17 protein-coding genes are annotated in these 22,700 nt (G+C 69.2%); 11 read left to right on the top strand and 6 right to left on the bottom strand.

What is annotated here, in order from left to right:
• Nucleotides 1-8 precede the first annotated feature (8 nt).
• The 4 genes from HPO96_RS13295 to HPO96_RS13280 all read left to right on the top strand — a co-directional run bounded on the left by HPO96_RS13295 (nt 9) and on the right by HPO96_RS13280 (nt 4,710).
• Nucleotides 9-938, top strand: coding sequence for an LLM class F420-dependent oxidoreductase (locus tag HPO96_RS13295; RefSeq protein ID WP_171673656.1), 930 nt, complete (start codon nt 9-11; stop codon nt 936-938).
• Between the two features lie 140 nt (nt 939-1,078).
• Entirely contained in the window at nt 1,079-3,853 is a 2,775-nt protein-coding gene (gene acnA, locus HPO96_RS13290) for an aconitate hydratase AcnA (protein ID WP_171673655.1), read from the top strand.
• Nucleotides 3,853-4,077, top strand: a complete 225-nt coding sequence (locus tag HPO96_RS13285) for a cold-shock protein (RefSeq protein WP_171673654.1) — start codon at nt 3,853-3,855, stop codon at nt 4,075-4,077. The genes acnA and HPO96_RS13285 overlap by 1 nt, the downstream gene beginning before the upstream one ends.
• A 63-nt stretch (nt 4,078-4,140) precedes the next feature.
• Complete coding sequence (locus HPO96_RS13280; RefSeq protein ID WP_171673653.1) at nt 4,141-4,710, top strand: HEAT repeat domain-containing protein; 570 nt, start codon at nt 4,141-4,143, stop codon at nt 4,708-4,710.
• Here the strand turns inward: HPO96_RS13280 and HPO96_RS13275 are convergent.
• From HPO96_RS13275 to HPO96_RS13260, 4 genes are all read right to left on the bottom strand, one after another.
• Nucleotides 4,691-7,678 carry a S8 family serine peptidase gene (locus HPO96_RS13275; RefSeq protein ID WP_171673652.1) on the bottom strand — a complete coding sequence of 996 codons (2,988 nt, stop codon included), beginning with the start codon at nt 7,676-7,678 and terminating at the stop codon, nt 4,691-4,693. The two genes, HPO96_RS13280 and HPO96_RS13275, sit on opposite strands and share 20 nt — an antisense overlap.
• A gap of 27 nt (nt 7,679-7,705) precedes the next feature.
• Nucleotides 7,706-7,966 carry a hypothetical protein gene (locus HPO96_RS13270; protein ID WP_171673651.1) on the bottom strand — a complete coding sequence of 87 codons (261 nt, stop codon included), beginning with the start codon at nt 7,964-7,966 and terminating at the stop codon, nt 7,706-7,708.
• A 194-nt stretch (nt 7,967-8,160) separates the two neighbouring features.
• The gene (locus HPO96_RS13265; RefSeq protein ID WP_171673650.1) at nt 8,161-8,571 is read right to left on the bottom strand and encodes an HIT family protein; all 411 of its coding nucleotides are present in this window, start codon (nt 8,569-8,571) and stop codon (nt 8,161-8,163) included.
• Entirely contained in the window at nt 8,571-10,478 is a 1,908-nt protein-coding gene (locus HPO96_RS13260) for a Na+/H+ antiporter (protein ID WP_171673649.1), read from the bottom strand. Before HPO96_RS13260 ends, HPO96_RS13265 begins: the two co-directional genes overlap by 1 nt.
• 88 nt (nt 10,479-10,566) lie before the next feature.
• Here HPO96_RS13260 and HPO96_RS13255 point away from each other — a divergent pair, with 88 nt between their 5' ends.
• Entirely contained in the window at nt 10,567-12,099 is a 1,533-nt protein-coding gene (locus HPO96_RS13255) for a CocE/NonD family hydrolase (RefSeq protein WP_171673648.1), read from the top strand.
• Here HPO96_RS13255 and HPO96_RS13250 read toward each other — a convergent pair.
• Complete coding sequence (locus HPO96_RS13250; RefSeq protein ID WP_171673647.1) at nt 12,078-12,575, bottom strand: DUF402 domain-containing protein; 498 nt, start codon at nt 12,573-12,575, stop codon at nt 12,078-12,080. The two genes, HPO96_RS13255 and HPO96_RS13250, sit on opposite strands and share 22 nt — an antisense overlap.
• 122 nt (nt 12,576-12,697) lie before the next feature.
• Between HPO96_RS13250 and HPO96_RS13245 the strand changes: the two genes are divergently transcribed.
• Both HPO96_RS13245 and HPO96_RS13240 read left to right on the top strand, forming a co-directional pair.
• Nucleotides 12,698-14,485 (top strand): LamG domain-containing protein, encoded by a 1,788-nt coding sequence (locus HPO96_RS13245; protein ID WP_171673646.1) that lies wholly within the window; start codon nt 12,698-12,700, stop codon nt 14,483-14,485.
• Nucleotides 14,486-14,771: 286 nt separating this feature from the next.
• On the top strand, nt 14,772-15,065 hold the full coding sequence (locus HPO96_RS13240) for a hypothetical protein (RefSeq protein ID WP_171673645.1): 294 nt from the start codon (nt 14,772-14,774) through the stop codon (nt 15,063-15,065).
• A gap of 625 nt (nt 15,066-15,690) precedes the next feature.
• Here the strand turns inward: HPO96_RS13240 and HPO96_RS39050 are convergent.
• The gene (locus HPO96_RS39050; RefSeq protein ID WP_171673644.1) at nt 15,691-16,191 is read right to left on the bottom strand and encodes a DUF402 domain-containing protein; all 501 of its coding nucleotides are present in this window, start codon (nt 16,189-16,191) and stop codon (nt 15,691-15,693) included.
• Nucleotides 16,192-16,339: 148 nt separating this feature from the next.
• Here HPO96_RS39050 and dxs point away from each other — a divergent pair, with 148 nt between their 5' ends.
• The 4 genes from dxs to HPO96_RS13215 all read left to right on the top strand — a co-directional run bounded on the left by dxs (nt 16,340) and on the right by HPO96_RS13215 (nt 22,657).
• Nucleotides 16,340-18,226: a 1-deoxy-D-xylulose-5-phosphate synthase gene (gene dxs / locus HPO96_RS13230; protein WP_171673643.1), complete on the top strand. Its 1,887-nt coding sequence runs from the start codon at nt 16,340-16,342 to the stop codon at nt 18,224-18,226.
• Nucleotides 18,227-18,311: 85 nt separating this feature from the next.
• Nucleotides 18,312-19,646 (top strand): gluzincin family metallopeptidase, encoded by a 1,335-nt coding sequence (locus HPO96_RS13225; RefSeq protein ID WP_337796615.1) that lies wholly within the window; start codon nt 18,312-18,314, stop codon nt 19,644-19,646.
• Nucleotides 19,647-19,728: 82 nt separating this feature from the next.
• Nucleotides 19,729-21,087 carry a hypothetical protein gene (locus HPO96_RS13220; RefSeq protein WP_171673642.1) on the top strand — a complete coding sequence of 453 codons (1,359 nt, stop codon included), beginning with the start codon at nt 19,729-19,731 and terminating at the stop codon, nt 21,085-21,087.
• An 88-nt stretch (nt 21,088-21,175) separates the two neighbouring features.
• Nucleotides 21,176-22,657, top strand: a complete 1,482-nt coding sequence (locus HPO96_RS13215) for an amino acid permease (RefSeq protein ID WP_171673641.1) — start codon at nt 21,176-21,178, stop codon at nt 22,655-22,657.
• Nucleotides 22,658-22,700 lie beyond the last annotated feature (43 nt).

Here is a 22,700-nt window from a genome sequence, read left to right as displayed (position 1 = left end):
TTGTCCGCATGCTTCTCAGGATCTTCACCGAACCCCAGCAAGGCGCCACGTACGACGACCTCCTCGCCGTCGCCAAGAAGACCGAGGAGAACGGTTTCGACGCGTTCTTCCGCTCCGACCACTACCTCGTGATGGGCCCGAACGACGGCCTGCCCGGCCCGACCGACTCGTGGATCACGCTGGCCGGCCTGGCCCGCGAGACGAGCCGGATCAAACTCGGCACGCTGGTCAGCTCGGCCACCTTCCGCAACCCCGGCGTACTCGCGATCGAGGTCGCGCAGGTCGACCGGATGAGCGGCGGCCGGGTCGAGTTCGGCCTGGGAGCCGGCTGGTACGAGGCGGAGCACCAGGCGTACGGCCTGGAGTTCCCGGACACGCCGGGCCGCTTCGACCGGTTCACCGAGCAGCTGGAGCTGATCACCGGCCTGTGGAACACCCCGGTGGGGGAGAAGTACGACTTCCAGGGCAAGCACTATCAGCTGTCGAACTCCCCGGCGCTGCCGAAACCGGCCCAGCAGAACCTGCCGATCATCATCGGCGGCGCCGGTAAGAAGCGCACGCCCGCGCTCGCCGCGCAGTACGCCGCCGAGTTCAACGCCGGCTTCAAGACCGTCGAGGACACCGCCGTCCTGTTCGAGCGCGTTCAGGCCGCCTGTACGGCGATCGGCCGCGACCCGCAGACGCTCGCGCTCTCCACCGCGCACACCGTCGTCGTCGGCAAGGACGACGCCCAGGTCAAGCAGCGCGCGGACGCCATCGGCCGCGACCTCGACGAGCTGAAGAACAACCACATCGCCGGGACGCCGGCCGAGGTCGTCGACCGGCTCGGTCAATTCGCGGCCGCGGGCTCGCAGCGCCAGTACGTCCAGATCATGGATCTGGCCGATCTCGACCACCTCGACCTGATCGCCGCCGAGGTCCTCCCGCAGGTGAGGTGAGCCTAAGTGGCTCGATGTCGTGTATCTTGATATCGAGAGACTTCCCCGCCGCGAGGTTAGGTTTACCTGACCTCGCGGCCGGGCCGGGGGCCCGGGAGGATGGGCCCCAGCGGAACTGGACCGGATAGAGGAGCAGGTTGATGGCGAGCGTCGACAGCTTCGGTGCCAAGGGTGCACTCGAGGTCAACGGACAGTCGTACGAGATCTTCAGGTTGGCGGATATCGAGGGGGCGCGGACGCTGCCCTACTCCCTCAAGGTGCTGCTGGAGAACCTGCTGCGCACCGAGGACGGCGCGAACATCACCGCCGACCACATCCGCAAGCTGGGCAACTGGGACGAGAACGCCGCTCCGGACACGGAGATCCAGTTCACCCCGGCCCGGGTGATCATGCAGGACTTCACCGGCGTGCCCTGTGTCGTCGACCTGGCCACGATGCGCGAGGCCGTGGCCGAGCTCGGCGGCGATCCGACCAAGATCAACCCGCTGGCGCCGGCCGAGCTGGTCATCGACCACTCGGTGATCATCGACGTCTTCGGCCGGCAGGACGCCTTCGAGCGCAACGTCGAGCTGGAGTACGGCCGGAACAAGGAGCGCTACCAGTTCCTGCGCTGGGGCCAGACCGCGTTCGACGAGTTCAAGGTCGTCCCGCCCGGCACCGGCATCGTGCACCAGGTGAACATCGAGCACCTGGCCCGCACGGTGATGGTCCGCAACGGTCAGGCCTACCCCGACACCTGCGTCGGCACCGACAGCCACACCACGATGGTGAACGGCCTCGGCGTCCTCGGTTGGGGCGTCGGCGGTATCGAGGCCGAGGCCGCGATGCTCGGCCAGCCGGTCAGCATGCTGATCCCGCGGGTCGTCGGTTTCAAGCTCACCGGCTCGGTGCCGACCGGCGTGACCGCGACGGACGTCGTCCTGACCATCACCCAGATGCTGCGCAAGCACGGCGTGGTCGGCAAGTTCGTCGAGTTCTACGGCGACGGCGTCGGATCGGTCCCGCTGGCCAACCGCGCGACCATCGGCAACATGAGCCCGGAGTTCGGCTCCACCGCGGCGATGTTCCCGATCGACGACATCACGCTGGACTACCTGCGCCTCACCGGCCGCGCCGACCAGGACGTCGCCCTGGTCGAGGCGTACGCCAAGGAGCAGGGCCTGTGGCACGACCCGGCGATCGAGCCGCGGTTCTCGGAGTACCTCGAGCTGGACCTGTCCACCGTCGTCCCGTCGATCGCCGGCCCGAAGCGCCCGCAGGACCGGATCGAGCTGAGCAAGGCCAAGGAGTCGTTCCGCGGTGTGCTCGGCGACTACGCGACCGAGGAGCTGGAGGTCGACCCGTCGGAGACCGGGAGCTTCCCGGCCAGCGACGCGCCGAACGGGCACGGTCACGTCGACGACAACCCGCACACCGCGCCGCAGAAGGCCGACCGGCCGACCAAGAAGACCACGATCACGCTGGACGGGCAGGAGGTCGAGCTCGACCACGGCCACGTCGTGATCGCCTCGATCACCTCCTGCACCAACACCTCGAACCCGTCGGTGATGCTGGCCGCCGCGCTGCTCGCGAAGAACGCGGTCGACAAGGGCCTCGCGTCCAAGCCGTGGGTGAAGACGTCGCTGGCCCCGGGCTCCAAGGTCGTCACCGACTACTACGAGAAGGCCGGCGTCACGCCGTACCTGGAGAAGCTCGGCTTCCACCTGGTCGGCTACGGCTGCACGACCTGTATCGGCAACTCCGGCCCGCTGCCCGAGGCGGTGTCGGCCGGCGTCCAGGAGGCCGACCTCGCCGTCGTCTCGGTGCTCTCCGGCAACCGGAACTTCGAGGGCCGGATCAACCCGGACGTGAAGATGAACTACCTGGCCAGCCCGCCGCTGGTGATCGCCTACGCGCTCGCCGGCACCATGGACTTCGACTTCGAGACCGATGCCCTGGGCCAGGACACCGACGGCAACGACGTGTTCCTGAAGGACATCTGGCCGAGCGCGGCCGAGGTGGAGAGCGTGATCGCCAGCTCGATCACCAAGGAGATGTTCACCAAGGACTACGCCGACGTGTTCGCCGGTGACGAGCGCTGGCAGTCGCTGCCGACGCCCGAGGGCAAGACCTTCGAGTGGGACGCCGAGTCGACGTACGTGCGCAAGCCTCCGTACTTCGAGGGGATGGCGCACGAGCCGTCGCCGGTCACCGATATCTCCGGCGCCCGCGTGCTGGCCAAGCTCGGCGACTCGGTCACCACCGACCACATCTCGCCCGCGGGCGCGATCAAGGCCGACAGCCCGGCCGGCAAGTACCTGGCCGAGCACGGCGTCGACCGGAAGGACTTCAACTCCTACGGCTCGCGCCGCGGCAACCACGAGGTGATGATCCGCGGCACGTTCGCGAACATCCGCCTGCGCAACCAGATCGCCCCCGGCACCGAGGGCGGTTTCACCCGCGACTTCACCGTCGACGACGCGCCTGTCACCACGATCTACGACGCCGCGCAGTCGTACGCCGCCCAGGACACCAAGCTGGTCATCCTGGCCGGCAAGGAGTACGGCTCGGGCTCCTCGCGGGACTGGGCCGCCAAGGGGACGGCGCTGCTCGGCGTCCGCGCCGTGATCACGGAGTCCTTCGAGCGTATCCACCGCTCGAACCTGATCGGCATGGGCGTCCTCCCGCTGCAGTACCCCGAGGGCGAGAGCGCCGAGTCCCTGGGCCTGACCGGCGAGGAGACCTTCGACTTCACCGGCGTCACCGAGCTCAACAACGGCGTCATCCCGCGGACCGTCCACGTCACCGCGACCGCGCCCGACGGCTCGGTCAAGGAGTTCGACGCGGTCGTCCGGATCGACACCCCGGGTGAGGCCGACTACTACCGCAACGGCGGCATCCTGCAGTACGTCCTCCGCTCGCTGATCGCGAGCTGATGACACGCGGCTCGGACGACGCCGTCGTCCGCAGCTGGCAGACCGACGAGGGCTGGGGCGTGCTCGACTGCCCCAGCACTCCCGGCGGTTGCTGGGCGCACTTCTCGGCGATCGACGCCGAGGGCTTCCGCTCCCTGACGGTGGGCGACCGCGTCCGCCTCCAGTGGGAGCACGGCGACCAGGACGGCTACGCCTTCCGCGCCGTCCGCATCCAGACGAACTGAACAAGGGCCGGCCGGAGTTGTTCCGGCCGGCTCTTTGTCGGTGGCCGGTGGCATGCTGGGCCCATGTCCGGCGACCGGAGGAAGTCTCCGCGTGAGGTGATCGCTGCGGCGTGTGCTGAGCATGGTGCGGATGCGGTGGTCGACTGGGCGATTGCGTTTCTGACCGGGGAGATCACGGGGGAGGCGGCGTACGCCGAGGAGCTGCCGAAGCTGGTGGCGATCACGGGGCAGGCGAACCCGGGCGGGTGGAAGACGAATGACCCGGTGAACCATTACTGGGTTCGGGTCTGGGCGGCTCGGGTTTTCTTGTACGTGTGGCGCGACGACGCCGCCCACGCGCTGCTCGCGGTTGCTGATGACCCGGCTTGGCGGGTCCGGGAGCATGTCGCGCGCGTGACTGCGCAGCGCGAGCTGGGGCAGCTGGTCGACTCGCTGCTGCCGATGCTGGAGCACGAGCTGCCGCGCGTTCGGGCCGCCGCCGTCCGGGCTGTTGGCGCGGCGGGTGAGGTCGAGCACCTCGACGCCGTCGAGGCGCTGACCGACGACCCGGACCAAGCGGTCCGGGTCGCGGTCGAGCGAGCCGTGGAGCGACTCGAGCAACGGCTCGATCGGGTCAGATACCCAAGAGGTTGAGCTTCTCCAGCAGCAGGGTCTGCTGCCGGATCTGGGTGTTGGTGGACGCCGGGTTCAACCGGATCGCCTCGGCCGCGGCCATCACCTCGCCGAAGGTGCTGTCCAGGTGCAGGTCGAGATCGGTGTTGACCCGGGTGTCCAGATCGAAGGAGCCGTCGGCGAAGTTCAGCCAGGCCGTCAGGGCCTGCCGGTCGAACTCGGCCTTCGGGTTCAGCAGCTGGATGTTGAGGACGGCGTTCGCCTTCGCCATCGTGGACACGTCGCGCGCCTCGGAGAAGACCGGGCTCATGTGCTGCGCGACCTGCAGGTAGCAGTTGACCGTGCTGACCGGCAGATCGACCGGCGGGATCCGGAGGCCGGCCCGGGTCTGCAGGAACCACAGCGGCGCGATCCGGGTCAGGTGCGCGTTGCCCTGGACGATGACCTTGGCCGAGTCGGCGCTCTGGCCGCCGTCGTCGTCCCGAGCCGTGAAGCCGACGTCGTAGTTGCACGCCGTGCCGAACGTGTGCGCCTTGGTGTCGGTCACGTCTCGCGGCTGCAGGCTCGGGCTGTTCGCCGGGTCGGTCCCCGGCGGGTTGACCAGGTAGCTGGTCGTCGTGCCCCAGCTCCAGCCGAGCGCGAGGTCGTCGCTCCCCGGGTCGGTCGAGCGGCCCTTGAACTCGATCGGCTCACCCTTGTGCGCGATGAACGTCGGTACGCCGTTCACCACAGTCGCCCCGGATTCGTCGATCACCGCGGTCGGAGCGACGTTGGTCACCTGCACCGGGAACGTCGCCGTCCCGCTGCCGCCGTCGTCATCGGTCACCGTGACGCCCACGCTGAACGTCCCGTTGTCGCCGTACGCACGGCTCCCGGTGACGTCACCGCGGTCAGCCGGCGGTCCGTCGTTGGTCATCACCAGCGCCCCGGACGTCGGCGCGCCGAAGCCCCAGTCGATGGCCGCCGAGTGCGTGTCACCCCAGCCGAGATCGACGAACGACGCCTTCGTCGCGAGCGTCGAGCCTTCGGTGATCGTCTTCATCTGCGCCGGATCGATCGTGACCACCGGGGCTACGTTGCTGACGGCGACCGGGAAGGACGCCGAGCTCGAACCGCCGTCGTCGTCGGTCACGGTGACCTTGACGGTGTAGTTGCCGTTGTCGGCGTAGGTGTGACTGCCGTTGATCTCGCCGAGATCGTTCGGCGGTCCCTGCGTGGTCACCGTCGTCGCGCCGGACGTCGTTGCCCCGTCACCCCAATCGATGGACGCCGAGTAGCTGTCCAGCCAGCCCGGGTCGGCGAAGGTCGCCTTGACGCCGAACGCCGTCCCTTCGGACGCCGAGCCCGACTGACCCGGTGTGATCGCGATACTCGGCGCGACATTGTTCACGTTCAGCTGGAACGTCGTGGTTGCCGTCTCACCCTTGTCGTCGGTCGCGGTGATCGTGACGCTGCGGCTCTGACCCGGGCCGTCGCTGGTCGGCGAACTCCAGCTCCAGCGGCCGCCGCCGAGGTTCGTGACGTTGCCGGTCGACGCGGTCAGCGCGATCGGCCGGTTCTCCGGGTCGCTGAAGCCGCCGGCGTTGTTGGCCGTGCTGCCCTCGTTGACGGTCACCGATCCGTTGTCGGCGCCGATGGTCGGCGGCGCGTTGCCCTCCTGCAGCGCGGCGAGCAGGTCGATCCGCGGCGTGGTCGCGTTCGTCGTACCGCTCGTCGCGTAGGTGATGTCGACGCCGGTGTCCCGCAGGTAGCCGAGCAGGGTCGCTGCTGTGGCGTTCGGGTAGGCGTGCCGAAGGGCGGCGTACGCGCCCGCGACGTGCGGCGCGGCCATCGACGTACCGCTCAGGTTGGCCCAGGCGTCGTCCGGGACGGACGCGCGGATCGACGTACCGGGTGCGAACAGGTCGAGCCGCGGACCGCGGTTCGAGTACCCGGCGACGGTGTCGACTTCGTTGCCGCTGGCATCGGCGTCGATCGCGCCGACGGTGACCGCGGTGGAGACGCAGGCGGGCTCGCCGACGCCGTTCGGGTGCGACTCGTTACCGGCCGAGATGGTCGTCGTGATGCCGACCGAGAGCAGCAGGTCGATCGACGCCTTCGTCGAGCTGCCGTCACAGGCGGTGGCCTGGTTGCTGTCGTCGCCGCCGCTCAGGTTCGCCGAGGCGATCGTGAACGTGTTGCGCAGGTCGTAGACGCGCTGCATCCCGGCGATGAAGTCGGAGTAGTAGAACTGCGCGCACGGCGGATTGCCGTCGCAGCCGACGTTGTTGCGGTGGTAGATCTGGATCGCGATGATGTTCGCGCCTGGAGCCACGCCGTTGCCCGGCGATCCGGTCACGCCCGCCCCCGCGCCGGCCGCGATCCCCGCGACGTGCGTGCCGTGCCGGCAGATGTTCGCCGTCCCGTTCAGGCACTGCGCGGTCTCGGCGTCCGCGGATCCGGCGCCGGTCTGGCTCGCGGTCCCGTTCGGGCACAGCGAGACCTCGTTGCTGCCGTTCGTGCTGGAGTAGCAGGCCTCCGACACGATCCGGCTGCCGAAGAACGGGTGGTCGAGGTCGATCCCGGTGTCCAGGATCGCGACCGTCTGACCGGCCCCGGTGAAACCGAGCTGGTGCACCCGGTTGGCGTTGATGAACGGGATACTCTGCGCCAGGCTGGGCGAACCGACCTTGTCCGGCTGGATCGAGACCACGTTCGGGTCGGCCGCCAGTTCGGTGAGCGCGGCCTTGTCGGCGTCCAGCGCCAGCAACGGGAACGACCGGTAGGTCCGGTTCTGCTCGGCGTTGCCGCGGTCGATGTTGTCGAGCACCTCCTGCTTGTCGCCGAGCGTGTCGACCTGGACGATCACGCGGGCCGTTCCTTCGCGGTCCGCCTGCTCGATCAGTTGCCGTTCACCCGGCGACGGGTCCGCGGCGTACGCCGGGACCTGCGTGAGGCTCGCTGCCAGACCGGCCATGGCCAGCGCAACGAACAGTCTTCGGACTTGCATCGTGGTTCCCCCAACTCGATGTCTGTCTCAACTGGAGTGAGACTGGGCGGTGTCGTCCCGCACCGCGGCAACCCGGATCGAGTGCCGCAGCCGGTCGAGGGCGGTCGCGTCGACGGACAGCGCCAGTTGCGGCAGCGCGTCGTACCGCCGGAGCACCTGTACGCCGGAGCCCGCGAGCTCCCGTAGTACGGCGTCCTGCGCGGTCCGGATCGCCTGCCGCTGCACCTGGCGCGACTGCGCGTCGAGTTCACCCTCCGGCCGGAAGTCCCCAGCCAGGGTGACGATCACCCTGGACATCCCCGTCGGAACCGGAGTGCCCCCCGGCGTACTGCCCGACCCCGTCGAACAGGCTCCTGTCACCACGAGCCCAGCCGTGAGCAGCGCACACCGGAACCACCCCATGACGACCCCCTCGTCAGCGGCCCGGATTGGCCGCGTTCACATCGTCACGGAGTCCCTTCAGACAGTCTTAAATACACCTTTCAGAGGACTGCCCGGAGCCGGGCGGCGTAGTCGGCCGCCTCCGCGTCGTCGGCGTACTTCGTCCGCGGCCAGAAGAATCCGCGCAGCCCGTCGCCTTTCGTCCGCGGCACGACGTGCACGTGGAGATGCGGGACGGACTGCGACACGACGTTGTTGACGGCAACGAAGGAGCCTTGCGCGGCGTACGCCGTCCGGACGGCGGCGGCGACCGCGCGCGCCGTACCGAACAGCGGGACGGTCAGCTCGTCAGGGAGCTCGACCATGGTCGGGACGTGCTCGCGCGGCACGATCAGCGTGTGGCCCTTGAAGACCGGCCGGATGTCGAGGAAGCCGACCACCTCGGGGGTGTCCAGGACGATGTGCGCCGGCGTCGTCCCGGCGATGATCGAGCAGAACAGACAGTCCGCCATCAGCCGAGCTTCTCGTCCACGAAGCACCAGCGCCAGCTCTCGCCGGGCTCGAAGCTGCGCATCACCGGGTGCTTGGTTTCGTCGTGGTGCAGGCTGGCGTGTTTCGCCTCCGAGGAGTCGCAGCAGCCGACATGGCCGCAGCCGAGGCAGAGCCGCAGGTGCACCCAGCTGCCGCCGACGGCCAGGCACTCCTCGCAGCCGTCGGGGGTGTTCGGGGCGACCACGGCCGGTGCCTGGAGCAAGTGTTCGCAGTCGCCGGTCGGCGAGACCGGGGCGCGCAGGTCGTCGGACTGACCGCCGACGTCGTCGTCCTCGTCGCGGTCCAGGATCGACTCCTCGATGTCGAGGACGTTCTGCGCGCGCTGCAGGACCTCGTCGGCGACCAGACCGGCGTCCCGGACCTTCAGGAGGTGCGCGCGCTCGGCCTCGAGCATCGCCATCCGCAGCCGCCGGTAGGCCTCGCTCGGCGTCTCGTACTCCGTCTCCGGCCGGCCCAGCCGCTCCCAAGCGGCCAGCGCGCGGGACTCGCCGCGCTGCCGCAGCACCGCGAGTACGGCCTCCGGGTCGTTCGGCGTGGTGATCTCGTCCAGCTTCTCGATCGCGGCCTTGTGCGCACCCTGGAGGACGGCGGCCTCCTGCAAGGCGTCCTCGGCCGGGTCGGGCCCAGGCAGCTTCAGCTTGCGGACGACCCAAGGGAGGGTCGAGCCGTTCAGCAGCAGCGTGCCGCCGGTGACGGCCAGCGCGATGAAGACCAGCACCTCGCGATGCGGGGTCTCCTCCGGGAGGGTGAAGACGGCGGCCAATGTGACCACGCCGCGCATCCCCGCCCAGCAGACGACGACGAGCGCGCCGAACGAGACCGGGCCGGGGCGCGAGCGGCCGAGGATGCGCCGGGACAGGTAGGTGGTCGGGATGACCCAGATCGGGCGCAGCAGCAGCGTGGCCACGAACACCGCGACCGTTGTGACCGCGATCAGCCAGGCCGGCAGCGGGCTCTCGGACAGCTCGTCGAGGATCCAGCGGGTCTGCAGGCCGATCAGCAGGAAGACGGTGTTCTCCAGCAGGAACTGGAAGGTGCGCCAGTTGGTCCGCTCCGAGATCCGCGACTTGGCGGACTGGATGATCGGCGCCTTGTGGCCGAGGATCAGGCCGGTGACGACGACGGCGAGCACGCCGGACGCGTGGATGGTGTGGTTCTCGGCGGCGACGTACGCGATGAACGGCGCGGTCAGGCTGAGCGTGGTGTCGAGCACCGGATCGGTGAACCGCTTGCGGATCTTGGCCAGCACGATCGCGACGACCAGACCGACCGCGATCCCGCCGCCGGCCGCGCGGACGAAGTCGACGCTGACATCGAGCACGGTCGGCGCGACGGCCACCGCGCCGATCGCCGTCCGCAGAATCACCAGCGCGGTCGCGTCGTTGACCAGGCTCTCGCCCTCGAGGATCGTCACCACGCGCCGGGGGAGGCCCACCCGTTTCGCGATCGCGGTCGCGGCGACGGCGTCCGGCGGGGCGATGACGGCGCCGATCGCGAACGCGGCCCACAGCGGCAGCGGCTCGTAGCCCTGCGCCTCGGCGACCAGGTTCAGCAGCCAGTACGCCACCAGGCCGACCCCGACCGCGGTGAACGCGACCAGCCCGACCGACAGCAGCCCGATCGACCGCCGATGTTTGGTGAAGTCGACCAGGCTGGTCTTGATCGCCGCGGAGTACAGCAGCGGCGGCAGGAACCCGACCAGCACCACCTCCGGGGCGAGCTCCACCCGGGGAACGAACGGCAGATACGACGCGGCGACCCCGATCACCACGAGCAACAGGGGAGCCGACACCCCGATCCGCCGAGCCAGCGCGGCCCCACCCGCCACCACGGCGACCAGGGCAACGATCTCGATCGCGATATGCACGGAGCACAGTCTCTCAGTTCCCCTGGCAATCCCCGCATGGTCTCGTCTAGCGTGTGCGCAGCGAGACCTACTCACCACGGGGAGTGACATGACCGTCCGGCGTCGCCCGCTCCGCTTCACCACGCACGCGCTCACCGCGCTGGTACTCACCGCGGCCGGCCTGGTGCCGGCCTCGGCCGTCGCGGCCGACTCCGTGACCACGGGTTGTGTGAACTCCGTGCCCGAGCCGGGGTCTTCCGTGCCGGTCCGGATCTGCTACTCGCTCTTCAAACCCGCGGCCGCCGCCTCCCGAACGGTTCCGCTCATCTTCCACAGCCACGGCTGGGGCGGCTCCCGCACGAAGGACGCCGCCGCCTTCAAATCCTGGCTGGACGCCGGTTTCGGCGTCCTCAGCTTCGACCAGCGCAGCTTCGGCGAGAGCACCGGCGTCGCCCACGTGATGAACCCGGACTACGAGGGCCGCGACGTGATCAAACTCGTCGACCTGGTCGCGAGCCTCGACTGGGTGACCCGTGAGGCGCCGGGTGATCCGCTGATCGGCGCGATCGGCGGGTCGTACGGCGGCGGCTACCAGTTCGCCGGCGCGTTCACCGAGCTCCGCGACCGCGGTCGCACCCGCTTCGACGCGCTCGCCCCCGAGATCACCTGGTGGGACCTCAAACAGGCCCTCGCCCCGTCCGAGGCGGCCCGCGCCCTCTGGCTGACCTCCCTGTACGCCGCCGGCGGCACCCACCTCCCGCCGTCCATCGGCAAAGCCTTCCTCGCCGCCATCGCGACCGGCGGCTGGCCCACCGGCAAACTCGGCCGCGAGCTCGACGCCTTCTTCGCCCACAACGGCCCCGCCTGGCACGTCGCCCAAGGCCGCCGCCTCGACCTCCCCGTCCTGATCGGCCAAGGCCTGTCCGACAACCTGTTCAACCTCAACGAAGGCCTCTCGAACTTCGCCCGCGCCCTCACCCCGGCCGCCCGCGCGAAGTCGATGCTGATCGGCTACAACGGCGGCCACACCCTGCCGAGCGTCGTCCCACCCGGCTTCGCCACCCCCGGCGACCCCTGCTCGATCGCCCTCGGCTCACCGTCGTTCGCCGATCTGTCGCTGCGCTTCATGCGCCTGCGGTTGCGTGGCGAAGCGACCGGTCTCACCGGGTTCGGCGTCCACCACCTCACCACCGCCGACGGCCGTTGCATCACGCAACGAAAGCTGACGCCGAACACCTCGATCCCGCTCGGCAAGATCGCCACCCCCACGGGCGTCGGCGTACCGGTCTCCGTGAAAGTTGCCTCCGGCCCGCTGACCGTTGCCGGCACGCCGTATGTGACCGCGAACGTCTACACCGTCGTTCCGCGCTCCGGCGCCTTCTTCGCCCTCAGCGTCGGCACCAGCCCGCTGACCGCGCGCGTCGTCCAGAACAACACCATGCCGCTCCGCGAACGCAAAGCCGCGCATGGCGTCCGCCGTACGATCGAGCTGCCCGCGATCGCCGTCGACGTCCCGGCGGGCAAGAACCTCTACCTCACCGTCGCCCCCGTCGCCGACATGTACGCCGGCCAGCGCGGCCCGCTCCCCGGCGCCCTCCTGCTGAAGAACACCACCGTCAGCTACCGCACCCTGTCCAAATAGCTCTTGTACACCGCCTGAAACGGCTCATCGTTGGCCACGGCAACCACCAGCCGGTCACACGAAGCCTGCGCCTGCGCAATCACCTCGGCCGGATACCCGTACTTCACCTGGTGCTCCGCGAACTCGTCCTCGTCGTCCACGAGCACCGACCCGTCCCGCTTCCGGATCACATCAAGATCCAGATCCACCATCGTCACCAGCTCGTCCGAGAACTCCACCGGCGTCGTCACATCGCAGTAGATCTCCGTACTCCGCGGCGCATCATTGAAAATCGCCGTGAACCACTCACCCCGCGGAAACAGCTGCACATGCGCCACCTCCGCCACCACCGTCAACTCGTCCCCCCGCTGCGAAACCTCCCCCACCCGCCCTCCCAACCAAACCCCGTACTCATCCTCCCCGAGCCACTCCATCCACTGATGCCAATGCAGCGCCCCGTCGTACTTCCGATAAACCACCCGCACCCGACGTCCCATAACCCAAAACCTACCGCGCCCACCGCCCCACTTTTCTGCAACTTCCTGCAGTTCGCTGGCCCACCCCCCACCCCCTCGGCCAAGATGTCCCGCCGAACGCACGCCGCCTGGGGAGGACCCACATGCACCGCACCCGCCCGAAAAGACGTACCCGCTTCACACTGGCCCTCGCCGCCGCAGTGACCCTGCTGGTCACCGCGCTCCCGGCGTACGCCGCCGACCCACCTGTCCCACCCACCCCGCCAACCGTCACGGCGACCCACAACGGCCAGCCGCTGCAGAACTGCTGGGACCAGCCCAGGTGTCCCGAGACCGTCCGCCTGGGCGAGAAGGTCACCTTTACGTTCGCGGCGACATCGGCCGATGTCACCGGGTTCGAGTACAGCTGGCCGGGTCAGGGCGCGATCTCGGTCGAGGGACCGACAGTCACCCTGGAGCTGGAGCCGCCGGGCAAGGGACGCCGCGACCTCGAGGTGCGGAGCGTCAACTCGTTCCAGCAGCGCAGCAGCTCGACCTACTTCCTGCTGAACGTCGGCCCGCCGCCCGGTCCAGTCGGGTCCTGGGGCTTCGACGACGGCAGTGGCTCGACTGCCGCCGATGGCCCCGGCCTGACGCACCCGCTGACTCTGACCGGCGCGAGCTTCGAGGCCAGCGGCCGCCTGCACGGCGCGCTGGCCGTCGACGGCGCCGACGACTACGCGAGCGCGACCGGGCCTGTCGTCGACACGGCGCAGAGCTTCTCGATTGCGACCTGGGTCCGGCCGGCGAACCTGTCGAAGCTGGGCGTCGTGGCCGCGGTCAACGGTGTGAACACCGCGAGCGTCGGGCTGGGCTACGACCCGTCGTCCAAGCGCTGGGTCCTTGCGCGGACCTCCGCCGACGTCCGCCGTCCGGCCCTGCACACCGTGTCCTCGAAGGAGCTGCCGGTGCTCGGAGCCTGGTCGCACCTGTTGGCGACGTACGACGCGCCGTCCGGTGTGGCGAAGCTGTTCGTGAACGGCCGCTTGCAGCAGGAGCTGACGATCCCGGCCGCACAAGCATGGCAGGCGACCGGCCCGCTGACCGTGGGCCGCGCGTTGGTGAACGGCGCACCGGCGGGCTACTTCGCCGGCTCGATCGACAACCTCCAGGTCTGGCAGCGGGTGCTGCGCCCCGAGGAGGTCATCGAGGCGCAGGCGCCCAGGGAGCCGGACGGCGTCATCGCTGGTGATGCGGCGCATTGGCCGCTCGACACCGCCGTCCGCGGCACCGACCGTGTCTGGCGCTCCCCGGAGGCGATCCGTGGCGCCGACCTGACGGTTTCGGGCTTCCCCGGCGCCGACCAGTCCAACGCCTTCGTCGACGATCCCGAACGCGGCAAGGTCCTCGAACTGACCGGCTCGTCCCGGGCGTCCGTCGTCCTCAACCGCCCGGTCGTCGACGCGAGCGCCAGCTTCGAAGTGGCCGTGAAGGTGAAGTTGACCGATCCCACCAAACCCGGCGTACTCATCCGCCAGGGCACCGCAGGCAAAGACTCCTGGCGGCTCGCCTACGAACCCGATGCCGACGGGGGCCGATTCATCTTCGCCCGCAGCAACGCCGGTGCCACCACGGAAACCGTGGCCACCCTCAAGGTCTACGCGGACTTCGGCGAACTCGACGGCTGGCACCTCCTCACCGCCACCTACCGCCTCAGCGACCGCAACCCCGCCGACGACCGAATCTCCCTCGCCTTCGACCTCCGTTCCCGCAGCGGCTCCAGCACCACCTTCACCGCCCCCCGCCGCGACGGCGCCACCACCATCGGCACCCCCGGCTCCACCGGCACCCCCTTCACCGGCCGCCTCGACAACCTCCGCATCTACGCCGGCACCCCTTCCCCAACCCGCACCTGCACCGACTACCCCGGCACCGACGGCTGCGGCTCCTAACCGCCCCAACCCACCCCGAACGCCGTCCCGGTCATCCCGGGACGGCGTTGCCACTTCCTGCAACTTCCTGGACACCCAAAGCCACCACCAGGCAAGATGCCCGCTGTTTGCGCCGCCTCGGGGGAGGACCGCACGACTCAACTTGTATGGGTCGTTTGTGTGAGTTGTCGCTGTTCGCGCCAGCTCCGACAGCTCAGAGTTAGCACTTCGAACAGAACCAACAGTGCGGTGGGGCGTCCTGACCACCAATCTGCACGCAACCCCGGCCACCGCCGAACCACCACCGGTGCCCAAGATCGGCCGCAACGCCACCGAAGCCGCCCGCTTCGCCGCGGCGTCCAACAGCCCGGTCGAAATCGCCGACCGCACCACCGAAACCTCCCAAACCTTCGCCAACCCGGACGGCACGCTGACGACGGAACTGTCGAACGAGCCGGTGCGGGTCAGGCAGAGCGGCACCTGGCGCGCAGCCGACGCCACGCTCGAGTTCCGTGCCGATGGCTCTGTCGGAACGAAAGCTGCGGTCTCCCGGATCAGCCTTTCCGGCGGTGGCGCAGGCCGATCGGCAAGATCGGGCTGAAGCAGGGTTCTTGGACGCTGAACTCTCCGTGGGCCCTGCCACGGCCGGTCCTTTCGGGCAGCACCGCGACGTACTCGGACATCACCCAGACGTACTCGGACATCACCCAAGGGGTCGACCTCGTGGTCGAGACCACAGTGGAGGGGTTCAGCTACAACCTGGTGGTCAAGACTCGTGAGGCCGCGTCGAATCCGGCTCTGAGATCGATCCATTTCCCGGTCACGACCCAAGGCCTGTCACTGCGCGCCGGTCGGGATGGCGGGCCTGCCTTCTGTAGACAGACAGTGATGAGGATCTTCGCTAGTTCTGTCGGCTCTCGAACCTGCCGCCTCGAGCCCCTTCGCCGGCTGCTTCTGGGCTGTCCGGCGCACCCTTCGGACGGGACGCCCGGTACCAGTGGTCGCGGACTGGCCAGACTCTATGGTGACGGTCTTGCGGTTGCGGACCGGCGCGGAATCAGCTCTGCTCAGGGATTTCGTCGGGGGTTGCAGGAAGGTGCAAGTTTGCGGTTTGGGGTGGATTGAGTACTGAGGGTGGTTGAGGATGGGGGATCGCGGTTTTGCCGCGGGTTGATCGGCCCGCGTCGGCTCAGGGGGGCTCCTAGCCGGCGGGGGCCGGTTGCTGTCTACAGGGCTTTCAGGGCGGTCAGGTAGGGCTGGTAGGCGGTGGTGAAGGGCTCGGTGTGGGTGATGTGGGTCTGGAGCCAGGTGCAGGTGGTGCGGGCGGTGGCTACTACTTGGGGTGGGTAGGCGTATTTGAGGCGGTGGGTCTCGAACTCGTCCTCGTCCATGACTTTGACGGTGCCGTCGCGCATCAGGCGGATGTCTAGGTCGAGGTCGACGAGGGTGACGGTGCCTACGCCGAATTCGGGGGGCATGGTGATGTCGCAGTAGATGCGGGTGGGGTGGGGGGTGTCGTTGAAGAGGGCGGACCACCATTGGCCGCGGGGGAAGAGGCGGACGCGGTGGTGGTCGACGGTGATCCAGGTGCCGTCGGAGCGGCGGGCGCGCTGGCCCGGGAGGGAGCCGACCCAGAGGCCGTGTTCGTCTTCGCCGAGATGGACGGCCTCCATGAGGCGGTGCGGGGCGCCGTCGTACTTGGTGAACAGTGTCGTCACCTGCTGCATGCGGTCACTGTAGGGGAGACCCCGAACTAATCACCGTCAGTGAGCGTCTCAGGGAGTGAGATTCTTGGCACGCCCCGGCCGGGTTCGGTTTCGCGGGGCCGGATGCATAGACTCAAGCATTCGAGGACGACCTGGTGGGAGGAGCTCGATGCGCGTGCTGGAGACGGTCGGAGGGCCGGCTGATCTGAAGAAGCTGACTCCTCAGCAGCTCGCCGATCTGGCGGCGGAGATCCGGGATGTGCTGGTCGAGACCGTGTCGCGGACCGGCGGTCACCTGGGGCCGAACCTGGGCATGGTGGAGATCACGCTGGCGATGCACCGCGTGTTCGACTCGCCGCGGGACCGGCTCGTGTTCGACACCGGGCACCAGACGTACGTGCACAAACTGCTGACCGGGCGGGCAGCGCAGTTCGACACGCTGCGTCAGCAGGGCGGCCTGAGCGGGTACCCGAGCCAGGCGGAGTCCGAGCATGATCTGGTCGAGAACAGCCACGCCTCGACGTCCCTGTCGTACGCCGACGGTCTGGCCAAGGCCTACAAGATCCGCAAGGAGGACCGGCACGTCGTCGCGCTCATTGGCGACGGCGGGCTCACCGGCGGCATGGCCTGGGAGGCGCTGAACAACATCGCCGCGGCCGACGACCTGAAACTGGTCGTGATCGTGAACGACAACGGCCGCTCGTACAGCCCGACCGTCGGCGGTCTCGCGACGCATCTGACCAGCCTGCGCACCAACCCGCGGTACGAGAAGATCCTCGACCTGATCAAGAAGAACCTCGGCCGGACGCCGTACGTCGGCCCGCCGATGTACGAGGTGCTGCACGGGGTGAAGAAGGGTCTCAAGGACATGCTCGCCCCGCAGGGCATGTTCGAGGATCTCGGCCTGAAGTACGTCGGCCCCGTCGACGGTCACGACCGGCAGGCGATGGAGGACGCGCTCCGCAGCGCGAAGGCGTTCGGCGGCCCGGTCATCGTGCACGCCGTCACCCAGAAGGGCTTCGGGTACGCCGCCGCCGAGCAGGACGAGGAGGACAACTTCCACCAGGTCCGCCCGGCGAACAAGCCGCGCGGCTGGACGGATGTCTTCGCCGACGAGCTGGTCCGGATCGGGCATCGGCGTCCGGATGTGGTAGCCATCACCGCCGCGATGCTGCACCCAACCGGTCTGCACCAGTTCGCGCAGGCCTTCCCGGAGCGGACGTTCGACGTCGGGATCGCCGAGCAGCACGCGGTGACCAGCGCGGCCGGCCTCGCGATGGGCGGGCTGCACCCGGTGGTCGGGCTGTACGCGACCTTCCTGAACCGCGCCTTCGACCAGCTGTTGCTCGACGTCGCGCTGCACAAGTGCGGAGTCACGTTCGTGCTCGACCGCGCGGGCGTCACCGGGGACGACGGCGCCAGCCACAACGGCATGTGGGACATGTCGATCCTGCAGGTCGTTCCGAGCCTCCGGCTGGCGGCCCCGCGGGACAGCACGCGCCTGGTCGAGCTGCTGAACGAGGCGGTCGACGTCAGCGACGCCCCGACCGTGCTGCGGTACGCGAAGGGTGAGGTGTTCCCGGATATCGACCCGATCGACCGGGTCGGGGGGCTCGACGTCCTGCACCGCTCGGGGACGGATGTCCTGCTGGTCGGGATCGGCTCGATGGCGGCGACCGCGATGGATGTCGCCGACCGGCTGCAGGCCCAGGGGATCGGGGTGACCGTCGTCGACCCGCGCTGGGTGAAGCCGGTCGATCCGAAGCTGGCCGAGCTGGCGCCGAAGTTCAAACTGGTGGTCACCGTGGAGGACAACGGGCGGGCCGGCGGGTGCGGCGCGATGATCGCGCAGGCCCTGCGAGATGCCGGTGTCGGGACGCCGGTGCGTGACTTCGGGATCCCGCAGCAGTTCTTGGAGCATGCGAAGCGTGCGGCGGTCCTGCAGGAGATCGGCCTCACCGGGCAGCAAATCGCCCGCGATGTCATCGAGGCCGTCGCCCAGGTCCAGGCGATCGATGAGCCGGCACCCGCGGCCGACCGGTCGGCAGGCGCCTGAGAGCGCCCGCATGACCCGCGCGCGCGGCTGTGACGCCGCGACGCGCGGGCGGAATCACTCGGTCCTCGTGTGGGGGTGGGGCTGAGTGGGGCGGCATGCGGCGCCGGGGCGGCGGCGGCGGAAGGGGCGGGCGCGGACGCCGGTTTGGCCGTTCCTGGTGTCGTTGGTGCTGGTGGCGGCGGCTGTGGCGGGTGGGCTGGCGTTGCATCGGTCGACGGAGCGGACGGCGGTGGGGGAGCCGGCGCCGAAGGGGCCGAAGGTCGATCTGGTGGCGCGGGCGGCTGCGGTGGACAAGGTGCTGAAGCGGCGGGCGCAGGCGGTGCTGAGCGCGGATCGGAGCGCGTTCCTGGCTGATGTGGATCCGGCCAACGCCGCGTTGATGCAGCGGCAGAAGACGTTGTTCGACAACCTCCAGCAGTTCGGGTTCGCGCGCCTCGCGTACCAGCAGCTCGCCCAGCAGTACGACGACGCCGTCAGCCGCAAGTACGGCCCGTCGACGTACCTGGTCGCCGTCGCGATGACCTATCAGATCCGCGGGATCGACAGCGTCCCGGTGCGCGCCATGCTCGGCTACACGTTCAGCCAGCGCGCGGCCGGCCACTGGGTGCTCGTCTCCGACCGGGACCTCGACAAACGCTTGCCCCGGGGTTCGCACCAGGAGGCGTGGGACACCGGCGAGGTGCTCGTCAAACGCGCTCCACGGGTGCTCGTGGTCGTCGAGAAGGGCGAGCAGCAGCTGGCGACCAAGCTGGTGAAGATGGCGACGAGCGCGGTGCAGGCGGTCAGCAAGAGCTGGCCCGGCGGCTGGACGGGCGCGGGCGTGGTGATCGCGCTCGACGACAAGGTCGTCCGCGGCGCCGACTACACCGTTCAGCAGAACGCCGAGGACGCGCTCGCGATGGCGACCTGGGTCTACCGGACGCTGCCCGGCGAGGCCACCGGCAGCGGCGAGCGAGCCGACTCGTACGTCGTGATCAACCCGCGCAACCGCTCCCGGGTCGACGAGCGCACGCTCGCGCACGAGTTCACCCATGTCGCGACCGCGTCGTACGGCGCCGCGGCGCCGCGCTGGCTGGTCGAGGGCGCGGCGACGTACGTCGAGTTCCTCCCGATGGACGGCGCCGCGGACCTGGCCCTCGGCAAGTACCGCCAGCAGGTCCGGACGAAGTACCTCGCGAAGGCCAAGAGCCTGCCGCCGGACGAGGGCTTCTTCCAGACCGCCGACAGCTCGTACCCGTTGTCCTGGCTCGCCGTCGACTATCTGTACGACCGCTTCGGCGGCACCGAGGTTGCCACGCTCTACCTCGAGCTGGCCAGTCTGGGCACCACGCAGGCCGAGCGGGACCGCATCATGCTCGAACACGTCGGTCTCGACGAGGCCGGTTTGTTCCGGGCCCTGAAAGCCGCCGCCGCGTCCTGACCGGCGTGTCGGTGGTGAAGTCGGCCGAACCGAGTAAGGTGGCCGGGCTGTGACAGACGGGTACTCGGAGGAACGACCCGACGTGAGTGCGACCATCCCTAGCGCCCCACCGCCAGGCGCTCCGGCTGGCCCCCGCCGTTGGCTGGGGTTGCTGCTGGCGGTAGCACTCGTGTCCGGCGGCGTCGTGTACGCCGTGGACGCGCGAACCGACGACGCCGCATCCCGGCTCGCCGCGACCCCGGCGTCCCCTGGTGACGGTCCGACGACGCCGTCCAAGGCCGGGCAGGCGCTGATCGCCCGGCGGGTCGCCGTCGACTCGATCCTGATCCGGCGCGCCCAGGCCGTGCAGACCGGCGACCTCAAACTCTTCCTGCGCGACCTCGACCCGTCGAACAAGACGCTCGTCGCCCAGCAGAAGATCCTGTTCGCGAACCTGGTCGACATCGGGTTCACCGAGCTCGGCTACAGCCAGGCCGAGGAGCGGTTCTCCTCGGAGATCATGCGGCGCCGCGGCCGGACGGTCTACCTGGTCCGGGTGCTGATGCGCTACCAGATCCCCAAGGTGGACGTCGCCCCGGTCACCACCGAGCTCGGCTACACGTTCATCAACCGGGCCGGCCGCTGGGTGCTCGCCGATGACGACGACCTGGACAAGGACCTCGGCCCGGGCGCGCACCGCGAGGCCTGGGACCTGGGCCGGATCGACGTCGTCCGCGGCCCGCGCGCGCTGGTCGTGGTCGAGAAGGGCGACGCCGCGCGCGGCCGCGCCATCCTGACCGAGGCGAACGAGGGCCTGCAGGAGGTCAAGGAGTACTGGCCGCGGCGCTGGCGCGGCTCGGTGCTGATCATCGCGCTGGACGAGACCGAGGTCCGCGACGCCCGGTTCGCCGACGAGGACATCGAGTCGGCGGCCAGTGCCGGGTCGACGTTCTCCTCGCTGCCCGGTCAGGACACCGCCGACGGCACGGTCGCCGGCGCGTACATCGTGATCAACCCGACCGAGCGGCCGCGCGTCGACGAGATCCTGCTGTCCCACGAGATCACCCACGTCGCGACCGCCGATCTCGGCGGCTACGAGCCGCTGTGGCTGGCCGAGGGCGCCGCGGAGTACGTCTCCTGGCGCGGGATCGAGGCGATCAGCGGGCCGGACGAGGTGGCCAACTGGGAGCAGGAGGTCATCGACGAAGCCCTGCCGACGCTGCAGTCGCTGCCGACCGACCTCGGCTTCTACGACAGCTCCGCCGACGTGTACGGCGTCAGCTGGCTCGCCGTCCGCTTCCTGGTGCAGCGGATCGGCCTGACCGGCGTCGAGGAGCTGTACGACGACATGGCGCGACACGGCATCGATCAGGTGTCGCGCGACCGCATCCTGCTCAGCCGCAGTGGTCTCACCGAGGTCACGTTATGGACGTCATTACGGACGTACCGGCCGCGACGCTGAGTGCCGGTTTGACCTCACGCGGTCAGGCAGGCAGGCTCGGAGGGTTCTGTCCCTGTCTTCGCGAGAAGACGCTGTCGAGGAGGCGCAGATGAGCATTGTGCGGAAGAAGACGATCGAGCAATCGATCGCCGACACCGACGAGCCGGAGTACCAGCTCAAGAAACGCCTCACCGCCCTGGACCTCACGGTCTTCGGCATCGGCGTCATCATCGGCGCCGGAATTTTCACCCTGACCGGGCGCGCGGCCAAGTCGTTCGCCGGTCCCGGAATCGCCCTGTCGTTCGTGCTGGCCGCGATCTGTTGCGCGCTCGCCGCACTCTGTTACGCCGAGTTCTCGTCGACCGTGCCGGTGTCCGGTTCGGCGTACACGTTCTCGTACTTCTCCCTCGGTGAGATCTTCGCCTGGATCATCGGCTGGGACCTGCTGCTCGAGTTGATGCTCGGGGCAAGTGTCGTGGCCCAGGGCTGGTCGACGTACGCCGCGCTGTTCCTGGAACAGATCGGGTTGACCTGGCCCGAGTCGATCGGGCCGGACAGCAGCGTGAACGTGCTGGCGATGCTGCTGGTGCTGATCCTGGCCACGCTGGCGACGATCGGGATCAAGGAGTCGCTGCGGGTCAACCTGGTGCTGGTCGCGATCAAGCTGTTCGTGGTGCTGTTCGTGATCGTGGCCGGCCTGTTCTACATCAAGGGCGAGAACCTGACGCCGTTCATCCCGCCGAGCGTGCCGGCCGAGAGCGGTGACGTGTCGATCACCACGCCGCTGTTCCAGGCGCTGTTCGGGTTCACGCCGTCGACCTTCGGCGTGATGGGCCTGGTCTCGGGCGCGTCGCTGGTGTTCTTCGCGTTCATCGGGTTCGACGTGGTCGCGACCACCGCCGAGGAGGCGAAGAACCCGCAGCGCGATCTGCCCCGCGGCATCATCGGCTCGCTGGCGATCTGCACCGTGCTGTACGTGCTGGTCTGCATCGTGATCACCGGCATGGTGAAATACACCGACATCAACGGCGAGGCCGCGCTGGCCGAGGCGTTCCGGGCGGTCGGCCGCGGCGGGTTCGCGACGCTGATCTCCGCGGGTGCGGTGGCCGGTCTGACCACCGTCGTGCTGACGCTGATGATCGGCGCGGCGCGCGTCGTGTTCGCGATGAGCCGCGACCACCTGATGCCCAAGCAGCTCGGCAAGACGCACCCGAAGTGGGGTACGCCGTACCGGCTCACGATCGGCATCGGCGTCCTGGTCGCGATCGTGGCCGGCGTGACGCCGATCGGCAAACTCGAGGAGATGGTGAACATCGGCACGCTGGCGGCGTTCACGCTGGTGTCGATCGCCGTCCCGCTGCTGCGGAAGAGCCGGCCGGACGTGCCGCGCTCGTTCCGGGTGCCGTGGAGCCCGGTGATCCCGATCCTCGCGGCGCTGATCTGCATCTACCTGATGCTGAACCTGTCGATCGAGACCTGGTTGCGGTTCGGCGTCTGGATGCTGCTCGGCGTGGTGATCTACGCGGTCTACGGCTACCGGCGCAGCCGGGTCGGGATCGAGGAGCGCACCGGGGAGCAGACGAAGGCGTAGCCCGCCGTCCCGTGGTCGGCCGGAGGTAGGATCGGCCGACCAC

This window comes from Kribbella sandramycini (assembly GCF_013131805.1).
Classification (GTDB): Bacteria; Actinomycetota; Actinomycetes; order Propionibacteriales; family Kribbellaceae; genus Kribbella; species Kribbella sandramycini.
This window is presented reverse-complemented; position numbering and strand designations above follow the sequence as displayed.